Origin of the sequence: Nocardioides luteus, from assembly GCF_015752315.1 — a bacterium.
In the GTDB taxonomy this organism is placed as follows: Bacteria; Actinomycetota; Actinomycetes; order Propionibacteriales; family Nocardioidaceae; genus Nocardioides.
In genome coordinates this window covers 1,542,501-1,564,711 of the sequence record NZ_JADOVJ010000001.1, presented here as the reverse complement: position 1 = coordinate 1,564,711, position 22,211 = coordinate 1,542,501, and the positions used below count along the sequence as shown (strand labels likewise).

18 protein-coding genes and 2 rRNA genes (1 of these 20 only partly in view) are annotated in these 22,211 nt (G+C 69.2%); 13 read left to right on the top strand and 7 right to left on the bottom strand.

Going from position 1 to position 22,211, the window contains the following annotated elements:
• The first annotated feature begins 132 nt into the window (after window positions 1-132).
• Window positions 133-1,155, top strand: coding sequence for a LacI family DNA-binding transcriptional regulator (locus HD557_RS07495; protein WP_196873435.1), 1,023 nt, complete (start codon window positions 133-135; stop codon window positions 1,153-1,155).
• Between the two features lie 35 nt (window positions 1,156-1,190).
• On the top strand, window positions 1,191-2,375 hold the full coding sequence (locus HD557_RS07490) for a glycoside hydrolase 5 family protein (protein ID WP_196873434.1): 1,185 nt from the start codon (window positions 1,191-1,193) through the stop codon (window positions 2,373-2,375).
• A gap of 34 nt (window positions 2,376-2,409) precedes the next feature.
• Here the strand turns inward: HD557_RS07490 and HD557_RS07485 are convergent, their stop codons facing one another.
• Window positions 2,410-3,597: a Cmx/CmrA family chloramphenicol efflux MFS transporter gene (locus HD557_RS07485; RefSeq protein ID WP_196873433.1), complete on the bottom strand. Its 1,188-nt coding sequence runs from the start codon at window positions 3,595-3,597 to the stop codon at window positions 2,410-2,412.
• A gap of 189 nt (window positions 3,598-3,786) precedes the next feature.
• Window positions 3,787-4,572 (bottom strand): siderophore-interacting protein, encoded by a 786-nt coding sequence (locus tag HD557_RS07480; protein WP_196873432.1) that lies wholly within the window; start codon window positions 4,570-4,572, stop codon window positions 3,787-3,789.
• A gap of 67 nt (window positions 4,573-4,639) precedes the next feature.
• Between HD557_RS07480 and HD557_RS07475 the strand changes: the two genes are divergently transcribed.
• The 4 genes from HD557_RS07475 to HD557_RS07460 all read left to right on the top strand — a co-directional run bounded on the left by HD557_RS07475 (window position 4,640) and on the right by HD557_RS07460 (window position 7,837).
• A complete protein-coding gene (locus HD557_RS07475) occupies window positions 4,640-5,764 on the top strand; it encodes a glutamate-cysteine ligase family protein (protein WP_196873431.1) in 1,125 nt (374 codons plus the stop codon).
• Entirely contained in the window at window positions 5,761-6,723 is a 963-nt protein-coding gene (locus HD557_RS07470; protein ID WP_196873430.1) for an NAD(P)/FAD-dependent oxidoreductase, read from the top strand. The genes HD557_RS07475 and HD557_RS07470 overlap by 4 nt, the downstream gene beginning before the upstream one ends.
• Before the next feature lie 92 nt (window positions 6,724-6,815).
• The gene (locus HD557_RS07465; RefSeq protein WP_196873429.1) at window positions 6,816-7,271 is read left to right on the top strand and encodes a peroxiredoxin family protein; all 456 of its coding nucleotides are present in this window, start codon (window positions 6,816-6,818) and stop codon (window positions 7,269-7,271) included.
• Between the two features lie 5 nt (window positions 7,272-7,276).
• Window positions 7,277-7,837 carry an RNA polymerase sigma factor gene (locus tag HD557_RS07460; protein ID WP_231380218.1) on the top strand — a complete coding sequence of 187 codons (561 nt, stop codon included), beginning with the start codon at window positions 7,277-7,279 and terminating at the stop codon, window positions 7,835-7,837.
• On the opposite strand, the gene HD557_RS07455 is transcribed toward HD557_RS07460, so the two are convergent.
• A complete protein-coding gene (locus tag HD557_RS07455; RefSeq protein ID WP_307785557.1) occupies window positions 7,834-8,727 on the bottom strand; it encodes a carbohydrate kinase family protein in 894 nt (297 codons plus the stop codon). The two genes, HD557_RS07460 and HD557_RS07455, sit on opposite strands and share 4 nt — an antisense overlap.
• Before the next feature lie 190 nt (window positions 8,728-8,917).
• Between HD557_RS07455 and aceE the strand changes: the two genes are divergently transcribed.
• The 7 genes from aceE to HD557_RS07420 all read left to right on the top strand — a co-directional run bounded on the left by aceE (window position 8,918) and on the right by HD557_RS07420 (window position 18,341).
• Window positions 8,918-11,653, top strand: a complete 2,736-nt coding sequence (aceE, locus tag HD557_RS07450; protein ID WP_445321547.1) for a pyruvate dehydrogenase (acetyl-transferring), homodimeric type — start codon at window positions 8,918-8,920, stop codon at window positions 11,651-11,653.
• 110 nt (window positions 11,654-11,763) lie between these two features.
• Window positions 11,764-12,951 carry a PucR family transcriptional regulator gene (locus HD557_RS07445; RefSeq protein WP_008364253.1) on the top strand — a complete coding sequence of 396 codons (1,188 nt, stop codon included), beginning with the start codon at window positions 11,764-11,766 and terminating at the stop codon, window positions 12,949-12,951.
• 103 nt (window positions 12,952-13,054) lie between these two features.
• Complete coding sequence (locus HD557_RS07440; RefSeq protein WP_008364252.1) at window positions 13,055-14,245, top strand: acyltransferase domain-containing protein; 1,191 nt, start codon at window positions 13,055-13,057, stop codon at window positions 14,243-14,245.
• Window positions 14,242-15,228, top strand: coding sequence for a beta-ketoacyl-ACP synthase III (locus HD557_RS07435; protein ID WP_008364251.1), 987 nt, complete (start codon window positions 14,242-14,244; stop codon window positions 15,226-15,228). Before HD557_RS07440 ends, HD557_RS07435 begins: the two co-directional genes overlap by 4 nt.
• A 56-nt stretch (window positions 15,229-15,284) precedes the next feature.
• Window positions 15,285-15,536 (top strand): acyl carrier protein, encoded by a 252-nt coding sequence (locus tag HD557_RS07430; RefSeq protein WP_008364250.1) that lies wholly within the window; start codon window positions 15,285-15,287, stop codon window positions 15,534-15,536.
• 91 nt (window positions 15,537-15,627) lie between these two features.
• Entirely contained in the window at window positions 15,628-16,896 is a 1,269-nt protein-coding gene (locus tag HD557_RS07425) for a beta-ketoacyl-[acyl-carrier-protein] synthase family protein (RefSeq protein WP_008364249.1), read from the top strand.
• Window positions 16,896-18,341: an acyl-CoA carboxylase subunit beta gene (locus HD557_RS07420; RefSeq protein ID WP_196873426.1), complete on the top strand. Its 1,446-nt coding sequence runs from the start codon at window positions 16,896-16,898 to the stop codon at window positions 18,339-18,341. Before HD557_RS07425 ends, HD557_RS07420 begins: the two co-directional genes overlap by 1 nt.
• Window positions 18,342-18,433: 92 nt before the next feature.
• Here HD557_RS07420 and HD557_RS07415 read toward each other — a convergent pair whose 3' ends face one another.
• The 4 genes from HD557_RS07415 to HD557_RS07400 all read right to left on the bottom strand — a co-directional run.
• Window positions 18,434-18,964: a DUF3145 domain-containing protein gene (locus HD557_RS07415; RefSeq protein WP_008364247.1), complete on the bottom strand. Its 531-nt coding sequence runs from the start codon at window positions 18,962-18,964 to the stop codon at window positions 18,434-18,436.
• A gap of 207 nt (window positions 18,965-19,171) precedes the next feature.
• On the bottom strand, window positions 19,172-20,281 hold the full coding sequence (locus HD557_RS07410) for a tetratricopeptide repeat protein (RefSeq protein ID WP_196873425.1): 1,110 nt from the start codon (window positions 20,279-20,281) through the stop codon (window positions 19,172-19,174).
• A gap of 127 nt (window positions 20,282-20,408) precedes the next feature.
• Window positions 20,409-20,525 (bottom strand): 5S ribosomal RNA (rrf, locus tag HD557_RS07405).
• A gap of 172 nt (window positions 20,526-20,697) precedes the next feature.
• Window positions 20,698-22,211: ribosomal RNA gene (locus HD557_RS07400) — 23S ribosomal RNA — on the bottom strand; it runs 1,578 nt beyond the window's last position.

Here is a 22,211-nt window from a genome sequence, read left to right as displayed (position 1 = left end):
CCTTGCTGAAAGCTTTTGATAAAGCGGTTAAGTTCGGGCCGTACTATTCACCGAACGAGGTGTGCCGTCAAGGCATCCGTGTGAGGAGCGCCACAATCAGCCTCCTGCCTCGACCCAGGAAGGACTTGCCCGATGGCACGACCCACGATCGCGGACATCGCCGAGCGCGCCGGCGTCTCCAAGGGCGCGGTCTCGTTCGCGCTCAACGGACGGCCGGGAGTCAGCGAGGAGACCCGGCGACGCATCCTGGCCGTCGCCGACGAGATGAACTGGCGCCCCCACCGGGCCGCCAGGTCCCTGGGCAACTCGCGCGCCGGAGCGGTCGGCCTGATCCTGTCCCGCCCCGCTCGTACGCTCGGGCTCGAGCCCTTCTTCGGCCAGGTCGTCTCCGGCCTGCAGGCCGGCCTTGCCGAGGACGGCACCGCGCTGCAGCTGCTCGTAGTCGAGGACCCCGAGGCGGAGATGGCCGCCTACCGCAGCTGGGCGGCCGAGAAGCGGGTCGACGGCTTCGTGCTCCTCGACCCGCTCATCGAGGACCCCCGGTTCGCCGTGCTCGAGGCGCTCGACGTGCCGGTGATGGTGCTCGGCGGACCGCTCCCGGACACGTCGCTGAGCTACAGCTGGGCCGACGACAGCGAGGCCATGCACGAGGCGGTCGACTACCTCGCAGCGCTCGGCCACCGCCACGTCGTCCACGTCGCCGGTATGCCACAGTTCCTGCACACCAAGCGCCGGATGGACGTGCTCACCGAGGCCAAGGCGCGCCACGAGCTGGCCGAGGTGGTCTCGATCCCGACCGACTACAGCGACTCCGAGGGCGCCGTCATCACCCGTCGGGTCCTCTCGCGGCGGGAGCGGCCGACCGCGATCGTCTACGACAGCGACGTGATGGCCGTGGCAGGACTGGGCGTCGCCCTGGAGATGGGCGTACGGGTGCCGCAGGACCTCTCGATCCTCTCCTTCGACGACTCCCTGCTGGCCCGGCTGACCCACCCCGCACTGACCGCACTCACCCGTGACACCCAGGGCTGGGCCACCGAGGCGGCCCGTGAGCTGCTCCGGCTGATCGCCGACCCGACGCTCACCGTGCGTCACCAGTCGAGCACCCCGGTCCTCGTCCCGCGGGAGAGCACGGCTCCGCCCGCCGGACGCTGATTGTCTGGTTTACTTAAACGGTTTATATTGCGCGGGTGCCAGCTCACCCGACCCCCGCCGCCACTGCCCCGTTGCGCTTCGGAGCCAACCACGTGCCCTCATCCGGCTGGTTCTACTCCTGGCTCGACTTCGACGCCGACCAGATCGCCCGCGACTTCGACGACCTCGCCGGCCTCGGTCTCGACCACGTACGCATCTTCCCGGTCTGGCCGTGGATCCAGCCCAACCGCTCGCTGATCCGCTCCGCGGCGGTCGACGACGTGCTCACCACCATCGATCTGGCCGCCGCCCGCGGCCTCGACGTCTGCGTCGACCTGGTCCAGGGACACCTGTCGAGCTTCGACTTCCTGCCCTCGTGGGTGCTCACCCACCACCAGCGATCGGTCTTCAGCCACCCGGAGGTGCGCGCGGGCCTGCGCACCTACGTCGACACCCTCGCCGCCGCGGTCTCCACCCGCGACAACGTCTTCGCCCTCACCCTCGGCAACGAGGTCAACAACCTGTGGCCGTCCAACCCGACCACGATCGCCGACTCGCGCTCGTGGGCCCACGAGCTCCTCGAGACCGCCCGCAAGGCGGCCCCCGGCCTGCTCTGCCTCCACTCGCTCTTCGACGACGCCTTCTACGCGCCCGACCATCCCTTCGCGCCTGCCGACGTCACCACGCTCGGCGACCTGAGCACCGTGCACTCCTGGGTCTTCAACGGCGTCGGCGCGATCGACGCGCCCCTGGGGCCGGCCACGCTCACGCACGCCGACTACCTGGTCGAGCTGGCTGCTGCGTACGCCACCGAGCCGGGGCGCCCGGTCTGGCTCCAGGAGATCGGCGCTCCCCTGCCGGAGATCGACCCTGGGTCCGTCCGCGAGTTCGTCCGGGGAACGGTCGACCACGTCGTCCAGAACCCGGCGCTGTTCGGCATCACCTGGTGGTGCTCCCACGACCTGGACCGGTCACTGGTCGACTTCCCCGAGCGGGAGTACGACCTCGGTCTCTTCACCGTCGACCACCGGCGCAAGCCGGTCGCCGAGGCGCTGGCCGAGGCGATCGCGGCGCACAGCGGTCCTCGCCCTGCTCCGACACCGCGCCGACAGCTCGAGTGCCCGGTCGACCTGCTCCGCGAGCCCGAGCGCCGGGCCGAGGTCGCGCCGGGCAGCGACTTCCACCGCGCCTGGGTCGCCGCCCGGGTCGACGGGCCGGTCGAGATCGTCGCGCCCCGCTGACCCGGGCCTGATCGGGTCGCGCCGCGCGGACCGGTCACGGAGTCGGCACGACGCCACTCCCGGGCCGGTCCCGCGGGGCGATCAGGTGGAGCGACGGCACCATGGCGACCAGCGCGACCCCGGTCAGGACGGCCGCCACCCACACCGGCCCGAGCACGCCTGTGCCCGACAGGGTGGCCGCCCCGAGCGCCGGACCTGCCGCGGCACCGACGTTGAGCGCCACGGTCGCGTAGGCGCCGCCCATGGTCGGCGCATCCGAGGCCGCGTAGAGCACCCTCGCGATCAGGCTGCTGCCGACCGCGAACGCCAGGACGCCCTGGACGAGCACCAGCACGAGCAGCGGCACCGCACGGTCCGCGAGCAGCCCCAGAGCCAGCCACCCCAGGAGCAGCGCGGGCGAGGCCACGGCGATGACCAGCCGCGGGTGCCGGTCGGAGAACCGCCCGGCCGCGGCGACCCCGACGAAGGAGCCGATGCCGAACAGCACCAGCGCCAGCGACACCCACACCTCGGCCAACCCGGCCGGGCCGGTGACGATCGGTGCCACGAAGGTGAACGCGGCGAAGGTTCCGCCGTTGACCAGAGCACCCAGCGACATCGCGACGAGCAGTCGCGGCGCTCGCAGCTGGGCGAGCTCGGCGACCAAGGACGGACCGGACCGGACCGACGCCTCCACCGTGCCGGGCCGCACCCCGTGGGCGATCCCGATGGCGGCGGGCACGCACAGCAGCGCGACCGCCCAGAACGTCGCCCGCCAGCCCAGGGCGGCGCCGAGCAGCGCCCCGCCGGGCACACCGGCGACGGTGGCGAGCGTCGTACCCGACAGCAGGACGGCGAGCGCGCGGCCCTTCCGGTCGGGAGCGACGAGGCGGGTGGCGGTGCTGAGCGCGACCGCCAGGAACCCGGCGTTGGCGACCGCCGCCACCACCCGGGTCGCGAACAGCACGGAAAAGGCCGGCGTAACGGCGGCGACGACATGGCAGGCGGCGAAGAGCGCCAGGCAGCCGAGAAGGGCGGCCCGGGCCGGCCACCGGCGAGCGAACGCGGCCATGACGGGCGCGCCGAGGATCATCCCGACGGCGAACGCGGACGTGAGCAGACCGGCGGTCCCGACCGAGACGTCGAGGCCGGCGGCGATGTCCGGCACGAGGCCGGCGAGCATGAACTCCGAGGTGCCCATGGCGAAGACCGCCAGGGCGAGCAGGTAGAGCGCGAGAGGCATGTGGATACTCCGAGGCAGGAAACGGACGGAACGCGTCTCGTCACCACGGCCAGCACCCGGGGTGGCCTATCGACCGCCCGCGCGTTTCGCGCCAGGGCGGGAGGGCTCGAACCTCAGTGGTTCAGGGGGCTGACGGCGTGACCGAAAGCCCCCACAGTGGCTGCCTCAGGGCTCGACATGGCCGTCAGACTACCGCAGCGCCTGACCGGCGTACGCAGCCTGCCGGTCGGCGGCCTGGCTGCGCTTCCACACCCGGAAGCTGTCCTCACTGTTGCCGCGGCGCCAGTAGCCGGAGATCGACAGGTCCCCGCGCGGCATCCCGCGCTCACGCAGCAGGTAGGGACGGATCCGCTGCATGGTGACCTCGGCCTCGCCGTGCACGAAGGCGTGCACCCGGCCGAGCAGCCAGGGCAGCTCGCGGACGACGGTCTCCAGCGGCGGGTCGACCGTGGCGTCCACCCAGCGCACCTCGACGCCGGCCGGCGCCTCGACCTGCTGGAGGTGCTCCGCGGAGGGCACCTCGATCACGGCGTAGCCGACCGCGTCGGCCGGGAGCGCCGCCAGCGCCGCGCGGATCGCGGGCAGACCGGACTCGTCGCCGACGAGCAGGTGCCAGTCGGCAGCCGGGTCCGGGGCGTACGTCCCACCGGGCCCGCGCACGGTCAGCACGTCACCCGGAGCCGCGGCGGCAGCCCACCTGCCGGCGACGCCCTCGTCACCGTGGTGGACGAAGTCGACGGCCAGGGTGCCCTCGGCGACGGAGGGGTCGAGCGCGGTGTAGGTGCGGCAGACGGTCGAGCCGTCACCGACCGGGATCTCCAGACGCAGGAACCGGTCGGTGCACACGCTGCCGTCGAACGCGGAGAGGTCCTCGGCACGGAAATGGACGCGGGTCATCCCGGCACTGAGCCGGCGGGTCGAGGTGACCACGACCCGTGTCGCCGGCTTTGTCTCCGGCTTGTCCGCGCGAAACATGAGGGGAGCCTAACCTAATTTCCGAGAAATGCGGATGGTGGCCCGCCGACTGCCCTAGAGTTGCGCCGTGCTCTACTCCGCCGGGTTCGAGTTCGAGTATGCCCTGGTGACGGAGTCACCCGACGTAGGCGCGGGTGCGATTCGCGACGCGGGCACATTCCATGACTTCGAAGACCTCGACTTCGACGCCCTCCAACGCGCTCTCGCCGACGGCTCCGGCACCACCGACGACGGCCTCGTCCGCGGCGACCTCGGCATCAAGAGCGGCTATTGGTACCTCGAGGGCGACGAGCGGTTCGACGCCGAGGGCACCTTCACCACGATGCTGGTCAAGGGCGTGGAGATCCGCACCCCGATCTGCCCGAGCATCACCGAGGCCGCCGACCGGCTCGTCGACCTGCAGGGCGACATCGCCAAGCGTCTCGAGCCCCTCGGCCTGCACCTGGGCATCGTCGGCTTCAACCCGGTCCGCGAGGCGTACGTCCTCGACCCGCCGCTCAACGAGTGGGAGCAGCGGATGCGGGCCGAGCACCGGGAGTACGACCACGCCGAGGTCTCCAACCTGAGCTACGGCCCCGACATCAACCTGTCCTTCCCGGGGCTCTCCGCGGCACAGGTCGTCGAGGTGACCCGCAGGCTGACCTACTACAGCCCGTTCATGGTGCCGTTCAGCTTCAGCTCACCCTTCCACGCCGGAAAGGTCTGGCACGGCCCCAGCAAGCGCACCTACGAGCGCACCTGGCGCCGGGTGGCGGCGCGCTGCTTCGTCGAGACGACCGCGGGCGTCGAGCCCACCATGGTCCACCCACCGCGGATCCCTCGCGAGGAGGGACGCATCGAGTTCAAGGCCTTCGACTCCTTCCTCACCCGGGATCTGCTGCTCGGCGGCGCGGCGCTGACGCTCGGCGTCTGCCTCGCCGACGACCTGCCCGGACTGGCCGACAGGCCCAGTCGCGACCTCCATCAGCGGGCCGCGACCGCGGCATTCGCCGATCCCGAGATCGCTGCCGGCGCCCGCCAGGTGCTCGCGGCGGCGCGCCGGGCGCTCTCCGAACGTGCTGGCCTGCGGCACGAAGTCGGCCACCTCGATGGTCTGGACCAGTTGCTGAGCGAGGGACGTACCCCAGCCGATAGCCTTCTGGACGCATATTCGCGCACCGGCCTGATGTACCACCCGGAAGGACTTCGTTGACTGATCTCCCCGCCGACCTGCCCGCTGACCGACTCGTGACACTGCCTGCGGAGGCCGACGTGGCGATCTGCGGAGCAGGCCCGATCGGCGCTGCGACGGCCACGTTCCTGGCCCGGCCCGGCCTGCGGGTGGTCCTCATCGACCACGACCCCGCCGACGACCCCGGCCATGTCGCGACCTATCGCTATGCGGGCGGCAGCATCCGGTGGACGTGGCCCGACCCGGTCAAGCGCGAGATGACGACCCAGACCGAGCAGTACATCCGCGGTGCCGCGCCCGGCGCCGACCTGGGGATGATCGAGAACACCTACCACCTGCTGCACACCGGTGAGCACATCCCCGCGCTCAACGTCTCCGCGACCGGGCTCGTCGGGATGCTCCGCGACCACGCCCGGGAAGCGGGAGCGACGCTGGTCGACGCGCTCGTCACCGGCGTACGCCCCGACGGCAGCGGTCATGTGGTCGAGACCTCCCGTGGCACCATCCGCGCCGGGAGGGTACTCGGCGCGATGGGCGCGGCGAACGCCTCGGTGTTCCCGCAGGCCAGCGCGGAGCCGGAGAAGCGCCAGCTGTTCGTGCTCGACCTCCCGGTCCCGCCCGAACGCGAGCAGCTGCCCCACACGATCGTGCCGATCGGCGACGGCTTCGGCTATGTCTTCGTGAAGCTCATCGACGGGCGGCTGAGGGTCCTCGTCGGCCAGGAGGACATCGTCGAGGACGAGGACACCTCGGGCGCCGTCGACCACTGGAAGGAGATCCTCGACAGCGGTCTCGCCGAGACCCTCCCCTGGCTCCGCGATGCCCGCGTCGACGACATCCTCTGGGGCGTCGACACCGCTCAGAAGACCCTGGTGGTCGACGAGCCGAGCCCGGGCGTCCTCGTCGCCAACTGCGGCAGCGCCATCCGCTCGGCGGCCTGGCTGGGACGTACGCTCGCCGAGCGGCTCGGGACCAGCTGACCACCGGCGGCGGCCGAGCTGAATCCTTTTGCGCGCCGGACCACTCCTGTCTGCGACAGCCCGCGCCGCGGGCGGAACAGAGAGGAACACACGTGATCGACGTAGGAAGCACGATCGAGTCCACCTCCGTGCAGCTGAGCGACGGCATGACGGCCGATCTCCTCGGGGAAGGCCACCGGGGAACACTCGTCTACTTCATGCGAACCACGACCTGCATGATGTGCAACGCCCACGTACGCACCCTCACGTCCAACGCGAAAGACTTCCGCGACCGCGGCGTTCGGGTCCTGGTCGCCGTCCCCGAGGACGCCACCACGGCCCGGGCCTGGGTGGAGCGGCGGCAGGTCCCGTTCCCCGTCGTCCCCGGACTCCACGGTGACCTCGGCCTCGCCCGCCGCCTGCTCGGCTCGATGATGCAGTCGGGAACCGTCATCGTGGACGCCACCGGCCGGGTCACGTACGCGGACATCGTCACCGTGCCCACCGGCGGATACCGTCACCGCGACGTCCTCGCGGCGCTCGACGCCCTGCCACAACGGGCGGGGTGACCATGATGAACCAGCAGACCGACATGCGCCGCTCGTGGCCCGACACGGCCGTCGTCCGGTCAGCGCAGGCCGGCGACGTGGCCGCGATCTCGGTGCTCGTCGAAGGGGCCCACCCGCACGTTCGGCGGTTCGCCATGTCGCTGTGCCTGAGCGAGCAGGACGCGGAGGATGCGACGCAGGAGGCGCTGGTCATCCTCTACCGCAAGATCGGGACACTGCGAGCGACCGGAGCGTTGGCGTCGTGGATGTTCACGATCGTGCGCAACGAGTGCGTACGTCGCTGGTCCCTCAGCCGGAGGCACGTCCTCGCCGAGGTGACCGATCTGCCCCTGCGAACGAGTTCGTCGGCCGAGGAGGCCGCGCTGGCAGGGATCGAGGCTCGTCTCGTCTCCGCGGCCATCGCGGAGCTTCCACCCGACCAACGGCAGGTGCTGCTGTTGCGCGACGTGCACGGCTACAGCGGCAGAACGGTCGCGAAGCACCTGGGCCTGAGCCTGCCCGCGATGAAGTCACGCCTGCATCGCGCCCGAGCAGCGCTCCGGGCCGCTCTCGCAGACTCGGCCTAGCTGCCCAGCTCGGCCCGGGTCGGCGGGTTGGCACCGGCACGCGAGACGGTGACCGCCGCCGCCCGGACGCCGTGGGCGAGCACCTCGCGGCGGTCGCGGTCGAAGTCGTCCCACAGCGCGTCGACCAGGCCGGCGGAGAAGGTGTCACCGGCACCGATGGTGTCCACGACGGTCACCTTCTGGGCCTCGACGTCGATCCGCTCGGAGGCGGTGATCCAGCTGGCGCCGTCGCCGCCGCGGGTCACCGCGACCGCACCGGCACCGAGCTCGAGCAGCCGCGCGGCCGCCTTGTCCAGACCGATCCCGGGGTAGAGGGTCTCCAGGTCCTCGTCGCTGGCCTTGACCACATCGGCGTACGCCGCTGCCCGCTCGATCCGCGAGACGACCTCCTGGCCGGTACCGGTGAGCGTGGGCCGCATGTTGATGTCGTAGAGGACGCGCACCGACTCCGGGAGCCCGTCGAGCAGCGCGAAGACCGTCTCGGCACCGGGCGAGAGCACCGGGGCGAGCGATCCGATGTGCACGAACCGCGGCGTGCCCACCGCGACCTCGCCGAGCTTCCACTCCAGGTCGAAGACGTACGTCGCCGACCCGTCGGCCGTGATGGTCGCCTGCGCCGTCGAGGTCCGGGCCAGCACGTGCGGGTCACAGGCCATCCGGACCCCGGAGCCGGCCAGGTGGGCGGCCAGCGCCTGCCCACGGGCGTCGTCGGCGTAGGACGCCGCGTAGCGCACCGGACGGCCGAGCCGGCCCAGCGCGACAGCGACGTTGGCGCCGCTGCCGCCGGGATGGTCCCGGGTCACACCGTCGGACGTGGTGACCACGTCGACCAGTGCCTCACCTACCACCAATACGTCAGCAACGGCATTGTCACGATCCAGGCTGGTCACGGGCGGCAGATTAGCAACTCGACGTACCAACGAATTTTCGGGGTTGACCAGCAGAAACCTCCTACTGTCCAGTAACCCACCGCGGGTGCGCGACCGCTCGCGACCGCGTGCGACCATTGAGGATGTGACCGAAGAATCCACCAAGACGACTGGTGGTCCGCAGGGCCCGACCCCCGCCCAGCCGACCGTAATCCACGAGGGTCTACCGACCCAGCTTCCGGACATCGATCCCGAAGAGACCAGTGAGTGGCTCGGCTCGTTCGACGCGATGCTCGAGTCGAGCGGGCGCGAACGGGCCCGCTACGTCATGCTGCGTCTTCTGGAGCGCGCCCGGGAGCAGTCCGTCGGCGTCCCGGCCCTGCGGAGCACCGACTACATCAACACCATCCCCTCCGACCGCGAGCCGTGGTTCCCGGGCGATGAGGACATCGAGCGACGCATCCGCGCCTTCATCCGCTGGAACGCCGCCGTCATGGTCTCCTCCGCCAACCGCAAGGGCCTCGAGGTGGGCGGCCACATCGCCACCTACCAGTCCTCCGCGAGCCTCTACGAGGTCGGCTTCAACCACTTCTTCCGCGGCAAGGACCACCCCGGCGGCGGCGACCAGGTCTTCATCCAGGGCCACGCCTCCCCCGGCATCTACGCGCGTGCGTTCCTCGAGGGCCGGCTCACCGAGGAGCAGCTCTTCCGCTTCCGCCAGGAGGTGCAGCACGGCGTCGGGCAGGGCATCTCGTCCTACCCGCACCCGCGCCTGATGCCGGACTTCTGGGAGTTCCCGACGGTCTCCATGGGCCTGACCGGGATCAACTCGATCTACCAGGCCCGGTTCAACCGCTACCTGCAGAACCGCGGCATCAAGGACACCTCCGACCAGCGCGTGTGGGCCTTCCTCGGCGACGGCGAGATGGGTGAGCCCGAGTCGCTCGGCGCCATCCGGGTCGCCGCCCGCGAGGAGCTCGACAACCTGGTCTGGGTGGTCAACTGCAACCTGCAGCAGCTCGACGGCCCGGTGACCGGCAACGGCAAGGTCATCCAGGAGCTGGAGTCCAACTTCCGCGGTGCCGGCTGGAACGTCATCAAGGTCATCTGGGGCCGCGAGTGGGACCAGCTGCTCGCCAAGGACGTCGACGGCGTCCTGGTCAACAAGATGAACTCCACCCCCGACGGCCAGTTCCAGACCTACTCGGTCGAGACCGGTTCCTACGTCCGCGAGAACTTCTTCGGCTCCGACCCGCGCCTGCGCAAGATGGTCGAGCAGATGAGCGACGAGCAGATCCGCAAGCTCCCCCGCGGTGGTCACGACTACCGCAAGGTCTACGCGGCCTTCGACGCGGCCACCAAGACCGTCGGGCAGCCGACCGTGATCCTGGCCCACACCATCAAGGGCTGGACCATCGACGCTCTGGAGGGCAAGAACGCCACCCACCAGATGAAGAAGCTGACCATGGCGGACCTGAAGAAGTTCCGCGACCGCCTGCTCCTGCCGATCTCCGACAAGGAGCTCGAGGCGACCTACGAGCAGACCGGTGCCGCGCCGTTCTTCAACCCGGGTCCGGAGTCGGCCGAGATCGAATACATGATGGAGCGCCGCAAGCAGCTCGGCGGCCCGCTCCCCCAGCGCCGGGTCGAGTTCAAGCCGCTCACCCTGCCGGGCGACAAGGTCTACTCCGAGCTCAAGCAGGGCTCCGGGAAGAACAAGATCGCCTCCACGATGGCCACCGTCCGGCTCCTCAAGGACTGGATGCGTGACCCAGAGATCGGCAAGCGCATCGTCCCGATCGCGCCCGACGAGTACCGCACGTTCGGCATGGACGCGATGTTCCCGAGTGCCAAGGTCTACAACCCTGGCGGCCAGCAGTACGAGAGCGTCGACCGGAAGTTGTTGCTCTCCTACAAGGAGTCCGCACAGGGCCAGCTGCTCCACGAGGGCATCTCCGAGGCGGGGGCGCTCGCGTCGGCGACCGCTGCCGGCACGGCGTACGCCACCCACGGCGAGCCGATGATCCCGTTCTACATCTTCTACTCGATGTTCGGGTTCCAGCGCACCGGCGACTCCATCTGGGCCATGGCCGACATGATGGGCCGCGGCTTCCTGATCGGCGCCACCGCCGGCCGCACCACGCTGACCGGTGAGGGTCTCCAGCACGCCGACGGTCACTCCCCGCTGCTCGCGGCGACCAACCCGGCGGTCGTCCACTACGACCCGGCGTTCGCCTACGAGGTCTCGCACATCATGCAGAGCGGCCTCGAGCGGATGTACGGCACCTCCGAGGAGCACCCGCACGGCGAGAACGTCATCTTTTACCTGACCGTCTACAACGAGCCGGTCAGCCAACCCAAGGAGCCCGAGGGCGTCGACGTCGAGGGCATCCTGAAGGGCATCCACCAGGTCTCGACCGCCGAGGGCGACGGCCCGAAGGTCCGCCTGCTGGCCTCGGGCGTCGGGTTCCCGTGGGTCGAGGAGGCCGCCCGCATCCTCAAGGAGGACTGGGGCGTCAACGCCGACACCTGGTCGGTCACCTCGTGGAACGAGCTCGCTCGTGACGCCATCGACGCCGAGCAGTGGAGCCTCAACCACCCGGGCGAGACCCCGCGCACGCCGTACGTCACCGAGAAGCTCTCCGCGTCCAACGGCCCTGTCATCGCGGTCTCCGACTACATGCGGGCCGTCCCGCTGCAGATCGCCCGCTGGGTACCGGACGACTACCGCGTCCTCGGTGCCGACGGGTTCGGCTTCGCCGACACCCGCCCGGCCGCGCGTCGCTTCTTCCAGATCGACGCCCAGTCCGTCGTCGTCCAGGCCCTCCAGGCCCTGGCCGAGGCCGGCGAGATCGACGCCGCGCTGGTGAAGAAGGCCTTCGACACCTACCGCATCGACGACCCGACAGCGACGAAGGGCATCATGCAAGAGGGCGGCGACGCCTGACTCTCGTGGCGCCGAGTCGGCGCATCTGACCCCGTGTCTGGCGAAGCGAAGCGAGCCAGAGGGGTCGGATGCGCCGACTCGGCATGTCATGAGATGTACTAAGCGCAAGAATGGACAACGTGACCGCAGTGATCCCTCCCACCCGCCAGCGCACCGCGCAGGCGCTGCGGCGTGCCACCGGCAGGCTGGCGACCGCAGCGACCTCGCGGATGGACGACGCGATGCCGTGGTTCAAGGATCTCTCCGCGAAGAACCGCTCCCTGGTCGGCCTGATCGTCCAGGCCGGCATCAAGGAGTTCGTCGGCTGGTACGCCGGCGGCGCCTCCGCCGACACCGCCAAGCCCGACCTGGCCGCCTCGATGTTCGGCGTCGCGCCACGTGCGCTGACCGGCATCATCACGCTCCAGCAGACCGTCGACCTGGTCCGCCTCTCGATCGAGGTGGTCGAGGCCAACATCGACGACCTGCTCGGCCCCGAGGACGCCGCCGACGTGCACGAGGCGATCGGCCGCTACGCCCGCGAGGTCGCCTTCGCCACCGCCGAGGTCTACGCCCGCGCCGCCGAGCAGCGTGGCGCGTGGGACGCCCGGCTCGAGGCGCTGGTGGTCGACGCAGTCCTGCGCGCCGAGACCGACGAGGTCGTCCTGTCCCGGGCCAGCGCGCTCGGCTGGGATGCCGACCTGCAGCTGTGCGCCGTCCTCGGCCACGCGCCCGAGGGCATCGGCCTCGACGCCGCCATGGAGGAGGTACGCCGCCGAGCCCGCGCCCACGACATGCACACCCTGTGCGCGGTCCAGGGTGATCGGCTCGTCGCGCTGCTCGGTGGCATCGAAGACCCCCTCGAAGCCGCCGAGCGCATCGCCGACCTCTTCGCCGACGGGCCCGTCGTGGTCGGGCCGATGGCCACCGGGCTTGCCACCGCCGCCGACTCGGCCCGGGCCGCGCTCTCGGCCTACCGGGCGGCGCCCGGTTGGCCCGACGCACCCCGTCCGGCGCGCAGTCAGTCGTTCCTGCCGGAACGGGCCCTGGCCGGCGACGCGTGGGCTCACCGCTACCTGATCGAGCATCTCTACCAGCCGTTGGTGGAGGCCCGCAGCACGCTGATCGAGACGCTGGCTGCGTACTTCGCGGCCGGAGGCGGCCTGGAAGCCACCGGCCGGACCCTCTTCGTGCACCCCAACACCGTGCGCTACCGTCTCAAGCAGGTCGCCGAGCTCACCGGGTTCACCCCGACCGACTCACGGGACGCTCTGGCGCTGCAAGTCGCGCTGATCCTCGGCCGACAGCAGGACCACTGACACTGGTTCCGGCGCGGATTGTAGAACTCCTACAAGATTGCGTGACAGATATTCGTTGTCGCCGAAGGTGAACCAGGACCCCTCCAGACGGGACCATCATTCCGTGCTCGTCATTGTCGCCCCCGGACAAGGTGCTCAGACACCAGGATTCCTCACCCCGTGGCTGGAGGACCCCGCTTTCGCCGCTCGTATGGAGTGGCTCTCAACCGTCGCAGGCCTCGACCTGATCGACTACGGCACCAATGCCGATGCCGAGACCATCCGCGCCACCGAGATCGCCCAGCCCCTGCTGGTCGCCACCGGCCTGGTCGCGGCCCTGCAGCTCTTCCCGCAGCCCGCGGACGCCTTCTCGAAGATCGGCGCCGTCGCCGGCCACAGCGTCGGTGAGATCACCGCCGCCGCCGGCGCTCGCGCGATCAGCGCCGAGCAGGCGATGGTCCTCGTCCGTGAGCGCGGCAAGGCCATGGCCGAGGCTGCTGCGAAGACGCCGACCGGCATGACCGCCGTCCTCGGCGGCGTCCGCGAGGAGGTCCTCGCCGCGATCGAGAAGCACGGTCTCACCCCCGCCAACGACAACGGCCCCGGCCAGATCGTCGCCGCGGGCACGCTCGAGCAGCTCGAGGCCTTCGCCGCCGAGCCGCCCGCCAAGGCCCGGCTGATGCCGCTCAGCGTCGCCGGCGCCTTCCACACCAAGCACATGGAGCCTGCTGTCGGCCACCTCGCCCGGCTGGCCCAGAGCGTCTCGACCCACGACCCGCGTACGCGCCTGATCAGCAACAAGGACGGCCAGATCGTCCACGACGGCGCCAAGGCGCTGGACCGGATCGTCGGCCAGATCGCCAACCCGGTGCGCTGGGACCTCTGCCTCGACACCATGTCCGACATCGGCGTGACCGGCATCCTGGAGATGCCGCCGGCCGGCACCCTGACCGGGATCGCCAAGCGAGCCCTCAAGGGCGTCGAGACCTTCGCCCTGAAGACGCCCGACCAGCTCGAGGACGCCCGCGCGTTCGTCGAGAAGCACGGCGAGGCCAACCCGATCGAGACCACGCCGACCTGGCGCATGGTCGTCTCCCCCTCCAAGGGCACCTTCAAGCTCTCCGAGACGGTGTCCGGCCTCGACGTGATCCCGGCCGGCACCGAGATCGGTGCGATCGCCAGCCTCCGCGACACGATCGCGATCACCTCGGCCCACGGTGGCGAGGTCATCGAGTGGCTGGTCGAGGACGGCGACCTCGTCTCCCCCGGTCAGCCCCTGCTCCGCCTGCACCCGACGGGAGCGCAGCACTCGTGATCTCAGCCCCTACAGGTGCCCCGAACGCCCGCATCCTCGGTGTGGGCGGCTACCGCCCCAGCCGGGTGATCCCCAACAGCGAGATCGTCGGCCTCATCGACTCCTCGGACGAGTGGATCCGCACCCGATCCGGCATCGTCGAGCGCCGCTGGGCGAACGACGAGGAGACCGTGCAGATGATGTCGGTCGCCGCCTCCCGCAAGGCCCTCGAGCACGCCGGGATCGGCATCGACCAGATCGACTGCGTCATCGTCGCGACGGTCAGCCACATGCGCCAGACCCCCGCGGTCGCGGCGCTGATCGCCGACGAGCTCGGTGCCGACAACCCGGCCGCCTTCGACATCTCGGCCGCCTGTGCCGGCTTCTGCCACGGCATCGCGATGGCCAACGACTTCATCCGCGGCGGCAGCGCCCGTCACGTACTCGTCATCGGCGTCGAGCGGCTCTCCGACATCACCAACCCGCACGACCGTGGCACCGCCTTCATCTTCGCCGACGGCGCGGGTGCAGCGGTCGTCGGCCCGAGCGAGGAGCCCGGGATCGGACCGGTCGTGTGGGGCTCCTCCGGCGACAAGGCCGAGCTGATCCAGACACCCGACTGGTTCGTGGCCAACGAGGCCAAGGAGACGCCCTGGCTGACGATGGAGGGCAACCCCGTCTTCCGGTGGGCCTCCTTCGCGATGGCCAAGGTCGGCCAGGAGGCGCTCGAGAAGGCCGGCATCACCGCCGACGAGCTCGACTGCTTCGTCCCGCACCAGGCCAACATGCGTATCGTCGACGCCCTGGCCCGCTCCATGAAGCTCCCGGAGTCGGTCAAGATCGCCCGCGACATCGCCACCATGGGCAACACGTCGGCCGCCTCGGTCCCGTTGGCTCTTGAGCGGATGATCGAAGAAGGGCAGGCTCAGTCGGGCGACACCGCTCTGCTCATCGCATTCGGCGCCGGTCTGGTCTACGCCGCCCAGGTCGTCGTCCTGCCCTAGTCCCCCGCACCACCCAGAGTTTCACCACAAAGAAAATCCGAGAGGAAGCACCACACATGGCCACCACCGAAGAGATCCGCTCCGACCTCGCCGAGATCGTCAACGAGGTCGCCGGCATCGATGTCGCCGACGTCCAGCTCGACAAGTCCTTCGTCGACGACCTCGACGTCGACTCGCTGTCCATGGTCGAGGTCGTCGTTGCCGCCGAGGAGAAGTTCGGCGTATCCATCCCCGACGAGGAGGTCAAGAACCTCAAGACCGTTGGCGACGCGGTGAGCTTCATCGAGAAGGCTTCCGCGAACGCCTGACGCGCCCCGGCGGCTCGGCCAACCCTCCCAGGCCGAGCCGCCGGACCTTCGTCACCCGATCCCAACGCGCCGAACACCCCACGGAGACCACATGAGCAGCCGCACCCGAGTAGTCGTCACCGGATTGGGCACCACCAACCCGGTCGGCGGAGACGTAGCCACCACCTGGGATGCCTTGATCGCCGGCCGCTCCGGCATCCGCGAGCTCACCGAGGAGTGGGCTCAAGAGCTTCCCGTACGCATCGCCGGCCGCATCGCCGTCGAGCCGTCCGAGGTCCTGGAGAGGGTCAAGGCCCGGCGCCTGGACCGCTCCGCGCAGTTCGCCGTGGTCGCCGCGGCCGAGGCCTGGAAGGACGCCGGCTTCGAAGGCACGGCCACCGAGGCCGGCCTCGACGGTGAGCGTCTCGGCGTCGCCGTCGCCACCGGGATCGGCGGGGTGACGACCCTGCTCGACAACTACGACACGCTTCTCGCCAAGGGACCGCGCCGGGTCAGCCCGCTGGCCGTCCCGATGCTGATGGCCAACGCCTCGGCAGCCAACATCTCGCTGACCTACGGCGCCCGCGCCGCGGCTCAGACCCCGATCTCGGCCTGCGCCTCCGGCTCCGAGGCGGTCGCCCTGGCCGCCGACCAGATCCGTCTGGGCCGCGCCGACGTCGTGCTCGCCGGTGGCACCGAGGCCGCGATCCACCCGCTGCCGATCGCCGCGTTCGCCAACATGATGGCCCTGTCCAAGACGGCGTCCGGCCCCGACGGCGGCGACCCGACCTCGGTCAGCCGTCCGTGGGACACCGCCCGCGACGGCTTCGTCCTCGGTGAGGGTGCCGGCATCGTCGTGCTCGAGTCGCTCGAGCACGCCCAGGCCCGCGGCGCCCGGATCTACGCCGAGGTCCTCGGCTCCGGCGTGACCGCCGACGCCCACGACATCGCCCAGCCCGACCCGGAGGGTCGTGGCGGCAGCCGCGCCATCAAGCGCGCGCTCGAGGACGGCGACATCGACCCGAGCACGATCGCCCACGTCAACGCCCACGCGACCTCGACCCCGCAGGGCGACATCGCCGAGGGCCTGATGCTCCACGCCACCCTCGGCAAGCACGTCGAGAACGTCGTGGTCACCTCGACCAAGTCGATGACCGGCCACCTGCTCGGTGGAGCCGGCGCGCTCGAGACCGTCGCGACCGTGCTGGCGATCCACCACCGCCAGTCGCCCCCGACGATCAACCTCGACAACCTCGACCCCGCGGTCGAGCTCGACATCGCCACCAAGACGCGCGACCTGCCGGTCGGCGACATCGCAGCGCTCAACAACTCCTTCGGCTTCGGTGGCGCGAACGTCGCGGTCGTCTACGGAAGCATCTGATGACGATCACGGCGCCTGCGCCGGCCCCCGCGGCGAAGCAGAAGCTTCCTCGTGACCAGGACCCGCGCAACCCGCTGACCCGTCTGAAGGCGCTCTTCGACGAGGGCACCGTCAAGCTCATCTCCCCCGACGACGATTCCGGCATGCTGGCCGCCGTCGGCGAGGTCGACGGCACCCGCGCGGTCGCCTTCTGCTCCGACGCCACCGTCATGGGCGGCGCGATGGGCGACCTCGGCTGCCGTGTGGTCGTCGACGCCTACCACCGGGCGATGACCGACGGCATCCCGATCATCGGCCTGTGGCACTCGGGCGGTGCCCGGCTCGCCGAGGGCGTGCTCTCCCTGCACGCCGTGGGCCGGATCTTCCACGCGATGACGCAGGCCAGCGGCAAGATCCCGCAGATCTCGGTCGTCCTCGGCCCCGCGGCCGGCGGCGCTGCGTACGGTCCCGCCCTCACCGACGTCGTCATCCTCGGCCCCGAAGGCCGCATCTTCGTGACCGGGCCCGACGTCGTACGCTCCGTCACCGGTGAGGACGTCGACATGCTGCGCCTCGGCGGCCCCGAGCCGCACGGCCGCCGCTCCGGTGTCGTCCACATCCTCACCGAGTCCGAGCGCGAGGCGCTCGACAAGGCCCGCACGGTCACCTCCCTCCTCGGCTCCCAGGGCGGCCTCGACGTCGCCGCGGTGGAGGACAAGGACCTCGCCGAGCAGCTGCCGGAGTCGAAGAAGCGCGCCTACGACGTACACCCGCTCGTGGAGAACATCCTCGACGAGGGCACCACCCAGGAGCTGCACGCGCGCTGGGCACCCAACATCGTCACCGCCCTGGGCCGCTTCGGCGGCCGCACCGTCGGTGTCGTGGCCAACAACCCGCTGCGGCTCGGCGGCTGCCTCGACTCCCTCTCCGCGGAGAAGGCCTCCCGGTTCGTACGTCTCTGCGACTCGCTCGGCGTCCCGCTGATCGTCGTCGTCGACGTCCCGGGCTACCTGCCGGGCGTCGGTCAGGAGTGGGACGGGGTCGTCCGCCGCGGCGCCAAGCTCCTGCACGCCTTCGGCGAGTGTGTGGTCCCCCGGGTCACCCTGGTGACCCGCAAGACCTACGGTGGCGCCTACATCGCCATGAACGCCCGCTCCCTCGGTGCGACCAAGGTCTTCGCCTGGCCGGGCGCCGAGGTCGCGGTCATGGGTCCGGTCGCCGCCATCCGCATCCTGCACCGCCGCAAGCTCGCCGAGGTCGCGCCAGACCTCCGTCCTCAGGTCGAGGCGGAGCTCGCAGCCGAGCACGAGCGTCTCGCCGGCGGTGTCGACAAGGCCGTCGAGATCGGCGTCGTGGACGAGGTCATCGAGCCCTCGGCCACCCGCAGCGCGATCGCTGCCGCCTTCGAGGACGCGATCCAGACCGTCGGCGTACGCCGCGGTGCTCACGGCAACATCCCCCTCTGACCGACACCGGCCAGACAACGCACAGAGGCCCCGGAGTTCACGCTCCGGGGCCTCTGTCGGTCGTCGGCCGTGCTCTGCGGCCGACGGGTCGCTCAGACGACCTGGTGCAGCCAGCGTACGGGCGCGCCCTCTCCCGCGTGACGGAACGTCTCCAGCTCGTCGTCCCACGGCTTGCCGAGGAGCTTGTCCACCTCGAGCTCGAGCGTGGTGTCGCCGAGAGAGGCCTTCACGACCGCGGCCTTGAGCCGGTCCTCCGGGATCATGATGTCCCCGTGCATCCCGGTGACGGCGTGGAAGACGCCGAGGTCGGGGGTGAAGGAGTAGCGCGCACCCTCGGAGGTGGACGTGGCGTCCTCGGTGACCTCGAAGCGCAGGTGCGTCCATCCCTTGAGCGCCGAGGCGATGGCCGCCGCAGAACCGATCGCACCCGACCAGAAGAGCTCGGCTCGGTAGGTGCCGGCCTGGGCGGGCTGCGCCGTCCAGTCGAAGTTCACCGGCACACCTAGAACCCCCGCGACGGCCCATTCGATGTGAGGGCAGAGCGCGGAGGGAGCCGAATGCACGAACACAACGCCTCGGGCGATACCACGCGAGGCGCTCGGGTCCTTGATCTGAGTGGTCACCGAATATCTCCTTCGTTGCGGCGCGAGCTACGCCTTCCCCAGCGGGCTCGATCATGCGTGAAGGAAACACTTCGGTGGATCACATGAATGTAGTTGTGCAGTCCATTCTTACCTACCCGGCCCAGGATCTCCAGTATCGAGGCAAAACGGTCAGTGGCGACCGACACAGAGGTCGATCGCCACTGACTACCCGAACCGATGAGGGACTCAGTCCCTCTCGACCGTCTTCTCGAGCGCCTCGGCCCGCGCCGCGGCGTCGGTGATCTCGTCGGCGTCGATCGCGTAGGTGCGGTGGAACCAGGTCAGCGCGTCCTTGTCCCGGCCGGCGTCCTGGAGCGTGTCGGCGTAGGCGTAGCGCAGCCGCACCACCCACGGCTCGCGGCTCTTGTTGTTGAGCGGCGACTGCTCGAGGATGCGCAGGGCCGCGTCGTACTGGCCCATGTCGCGGCGAGCACCGGCCTCGACGATCGTCATCTCGGCCTTCGCCGGCGCCTCGAAGTTCACCACGGACGGGCTGTGAGCGAGCTTGATGGCCTGCTCGGGCTGGCCCAGCGCACGGTGGCAGTCCGCCATGATCGGCAGGTAGGCCGTCGCCCCGTTCATCCGCTTCGCCGCGCGCAGCTCAGCCAGCGCCTCGGCGTAGTGGCCGGCCGCGTACGCCGCCTCCCCCAGCGCCTCACGGATCACGGCGATCCGCTGCGTACGCGACTTGGCCGCCTTGGCGTGCTGGTAGGCCAGCTCGGGGTCGGAGTCGATGAACATGTCGGCAGCGACCAGGTGGCGGGCGATCCGCGCCGCCAGCTTCTCCGGGAGACCGCGCAGCTGAGCCGCGATGGACCGGTCGAGCTCCTTGCCGGTCACCTCGTCCGGCAGCTCCGGACCGTCGTAGGCCCGCTGGTCCGCCGTACGCTCCTCGCGCGGCTCGTCGAAGCGCCGCTGCGGCTTGCCACCAGGCCTGCCGCCGCGGTCCTTGGAGTAACCGCCCTTGCGGTCGCTGCCGCCGCCGCGCTTCGGACCGTCAGGACGGCCACCTGCGCGCGGACCGCCGCGCCCGGTCGAGGGCTTGCCGTCGCGACGCTCCTCGCCGCCACGACCGCCGTCACGGCGCTGGTCTCCGCCACGAGCACCGTCACGGCGCTGCTCGCCTCCGCGGCCGCCGCCACCGTCACGACGGTCGCTGCTGCGACCGGCGCCGGTGCCCGGCCGACCGCCGCCCGATCGGCCTCCACGGCCACCAGCGGATGAACCCGAGCTCTTCGGACGCCCCGGGCGTCCGGCGGGCTTACCGCCCCTGTTGCTACGGCGCTCGTCAGCCATAGCTGCCATCCTCACTGCTGCCTCTGGCAGCCGACTTCGAAAGATCCCCAGATCATTGTGCAGACAAGATCGGTGCTGGTAAAAGCAGTAGAGGCCGCCCAAAAGGGCGGCCTCTACCTGAAATTTTGTCCGGCGGCGTCCTACTCTCCCACAGCCTCTCGGTTGCAGTACCATCGGCGCTGAAGGGCTTGACTTCCGGGTTCGGGATGGGACCGGGTATTTCCCCTTCGCTATGGCCGCCGTAACTCTATCGACTCACCCCCGCACTCATCCGCCGGCGCTTTCGCTGCCAGGCAGAGCTGCTTGGGGTGGCCAAGCCATTGTTCAGTTCTAGCTTGTTGCTAGTTGGTGTGGACGCGAACAGTCTCATCAAAGAATCAGTCTTCGATGGTTGTTGTTTTTGTTGAGGGTTTATGAAAGATAAGCCCTCGGCCGATTAGTACCGGTCGGCTGGGCATCACTGCTGTACACCTCCGGCCTATCAACCCCATAGTCTGTAGGGGGCCTTAACCCATAAAGGGTGGGAAACCTCATCTTGAAACGTGCTTCCCGCTTAGATGCGTTCAGCGGTTATCACTTCCGAACGTAGCCAACCAGCCATGCACCTGGCGGTACAACTGGCACACCAGAGGTTCGTCCATCCCGGTCCTCTCGTACTAGGGACAGCCTTTCTCAAGTTTCCTACGCGCGCGGCGGATAGGGACCGAACTGTCTCACGACGTTCTAAACCCAGCTCGCGTGCCGCTTTAATGGGCGAACAGCCCAACCCTTGGGACCTACTCCAGCCCCAGGATGCGACGAGCCGACATCGAGGTGCCAAACCATCCCGTCGATATGGACTCTTGGGGAAGATCAGCCTGTTATCCCCGGGGTACCTTTTATCCGTTGAGTGACCACGCTTCCACATGCCGTGGCCAGATCACTAGTTCCGACTTTCGTCCCTGCTCGACATGTCTGTCTCACAGTCAAGCTCCCTTGTGCACTTACACTCGCCACCTGATTGCCAACCAGGCTGAGGGAACCTTTGAGCGCCTCCGTTACATTTTAGGAGGCAACCGCCCCAGTTAAACTACCCATCAGGCACTGTCCCTGAACCAGATCATGGTCCGAAGTTAGACATCTAGTACGACCAGAGTGGTATTTCAACGATGACTCCACACACACTGGCGTGTGCGCTTCACAGTCTCCCACCTATCCTACACAAGCCGAACCAAACACCAATACCAAACTATAGTAAAGGTCCCGGGGTCTTTCCGTCCTGCCGCGCGTAACGAGCATCTTTACTCGTAGTGCAATTTCGCCGAGTCCACGGTTGAGACAGCGCCCAAGTCGTTACTCCATTCGTGCAGGTCGGAACTTACCCGACAAGGAATTTCGCTACCTTAGGATGGTTATAGTTACCACCGCCGTTTACTGGGGCTTAAATTCTGAGCTTCGCACAAGTGCTAACCCGTCCTCTTAACCTTCCAGCACCGGGCAGGAGTCAGTCCGTATACATCGTCTTACAACTTCGCACGGACCTGTGTTTTTAGTAAACAGTCGCTTGGGCCTGGTCTCTGCGGCCCTTCACGCTTCCCCCAGCTAGTGGGTTCACGATCCGGGCCCCCCTTCTCCCGAAGTTACGGGGGCATTTTGCCGAGTTCCTTAACCATGGTTCGCTCGATCGCCTCGGTATTCTCTACCTGATCACCTGAGTCGGTTTGGGGTACGGGCGGCTCATGACTCGCTAGAGGTTTTTCTCGACAGCATAGGATCATCGACTTCACCAAACGGCTCCCCATCACATCTCAGACATACAGAGCCCGGATTTGCCTAGACTCAGTCCTACATGCTTGGCCGGCGACAACCATCGCGCCGGTTCGACTACCTTCCTGCGTCACCCCATCACTTGACTACTACACACTCGGGTCCCATGTTCCACACACACGCC

Excerpts from the sequence above, each read along its gene's own strand:
- HD557_RS07460 (WP_231380218.1), top strand. The coding sequence starts at position 7,277 with ATGAACCAGCAGACCGACATGCGCCGCTCGTGGCCCGACACGGCCGTC.
- HD557_RS07420 (WP_196873426.1), top strand. The coding sequence starts at position 16,896 with ATGACGATCACGGCGCCTGCGCCGGCCCCCGCGGCGAAGCAGAAGCTT.
- HD557_RS07485 (WP_196873433.1), bottom strand. The coding sequence starts at position 3,597 with ATGCCTCTCGCGCTCTACCTGCTCGCCCTGGCGGTCTTCGCCATGGGC.
- HD557_RS07425 (WP_008364249.1), top strand. The coding sequence starts at position 15,628 with ATGAGCAGCCGCACCCGAGTAGTCGTCACCGGATTGGGCACCACCAAC.
- HD557_RS07410 (WP_196873425.1), bottom strand. The coding sequence starts at position 20,281 with ATGGCTGACGAGCGCCGTAGCAACAGGGGCGGTAAGCCCGCCGGACGC.
- HD557_RS07430 (WP_008364250.1), top strand. The coding sequence starts at position 15,285 with ATGGCCACCACCGAAGAGATCCGCTCCGACCTCGCCGAGATCGTCAAC.
- HD557_RS07445 (WP_008364253.1), top strand. The coding sequence starts at position 11,764 with ATGGACAACGTGACCGCAGTGATCCCTCCCACCCGCCAGCGCACCGCG.
- HD557_RS07495 (WP_196873435.1), top strand. The coding sequence starts at position 133 with ATGGCACGACCCACGATCGCGGACATCGCCGAGCGCGCCGGCGTCTCC.
- HD557_RS07480 (WP_196873432.1), bottom strand. The coding sequence starts at position 4,572 with ATGTTTCGCGCGGACAAGCCGGAGACAAAGCCGGCGACACGGGTCGTG.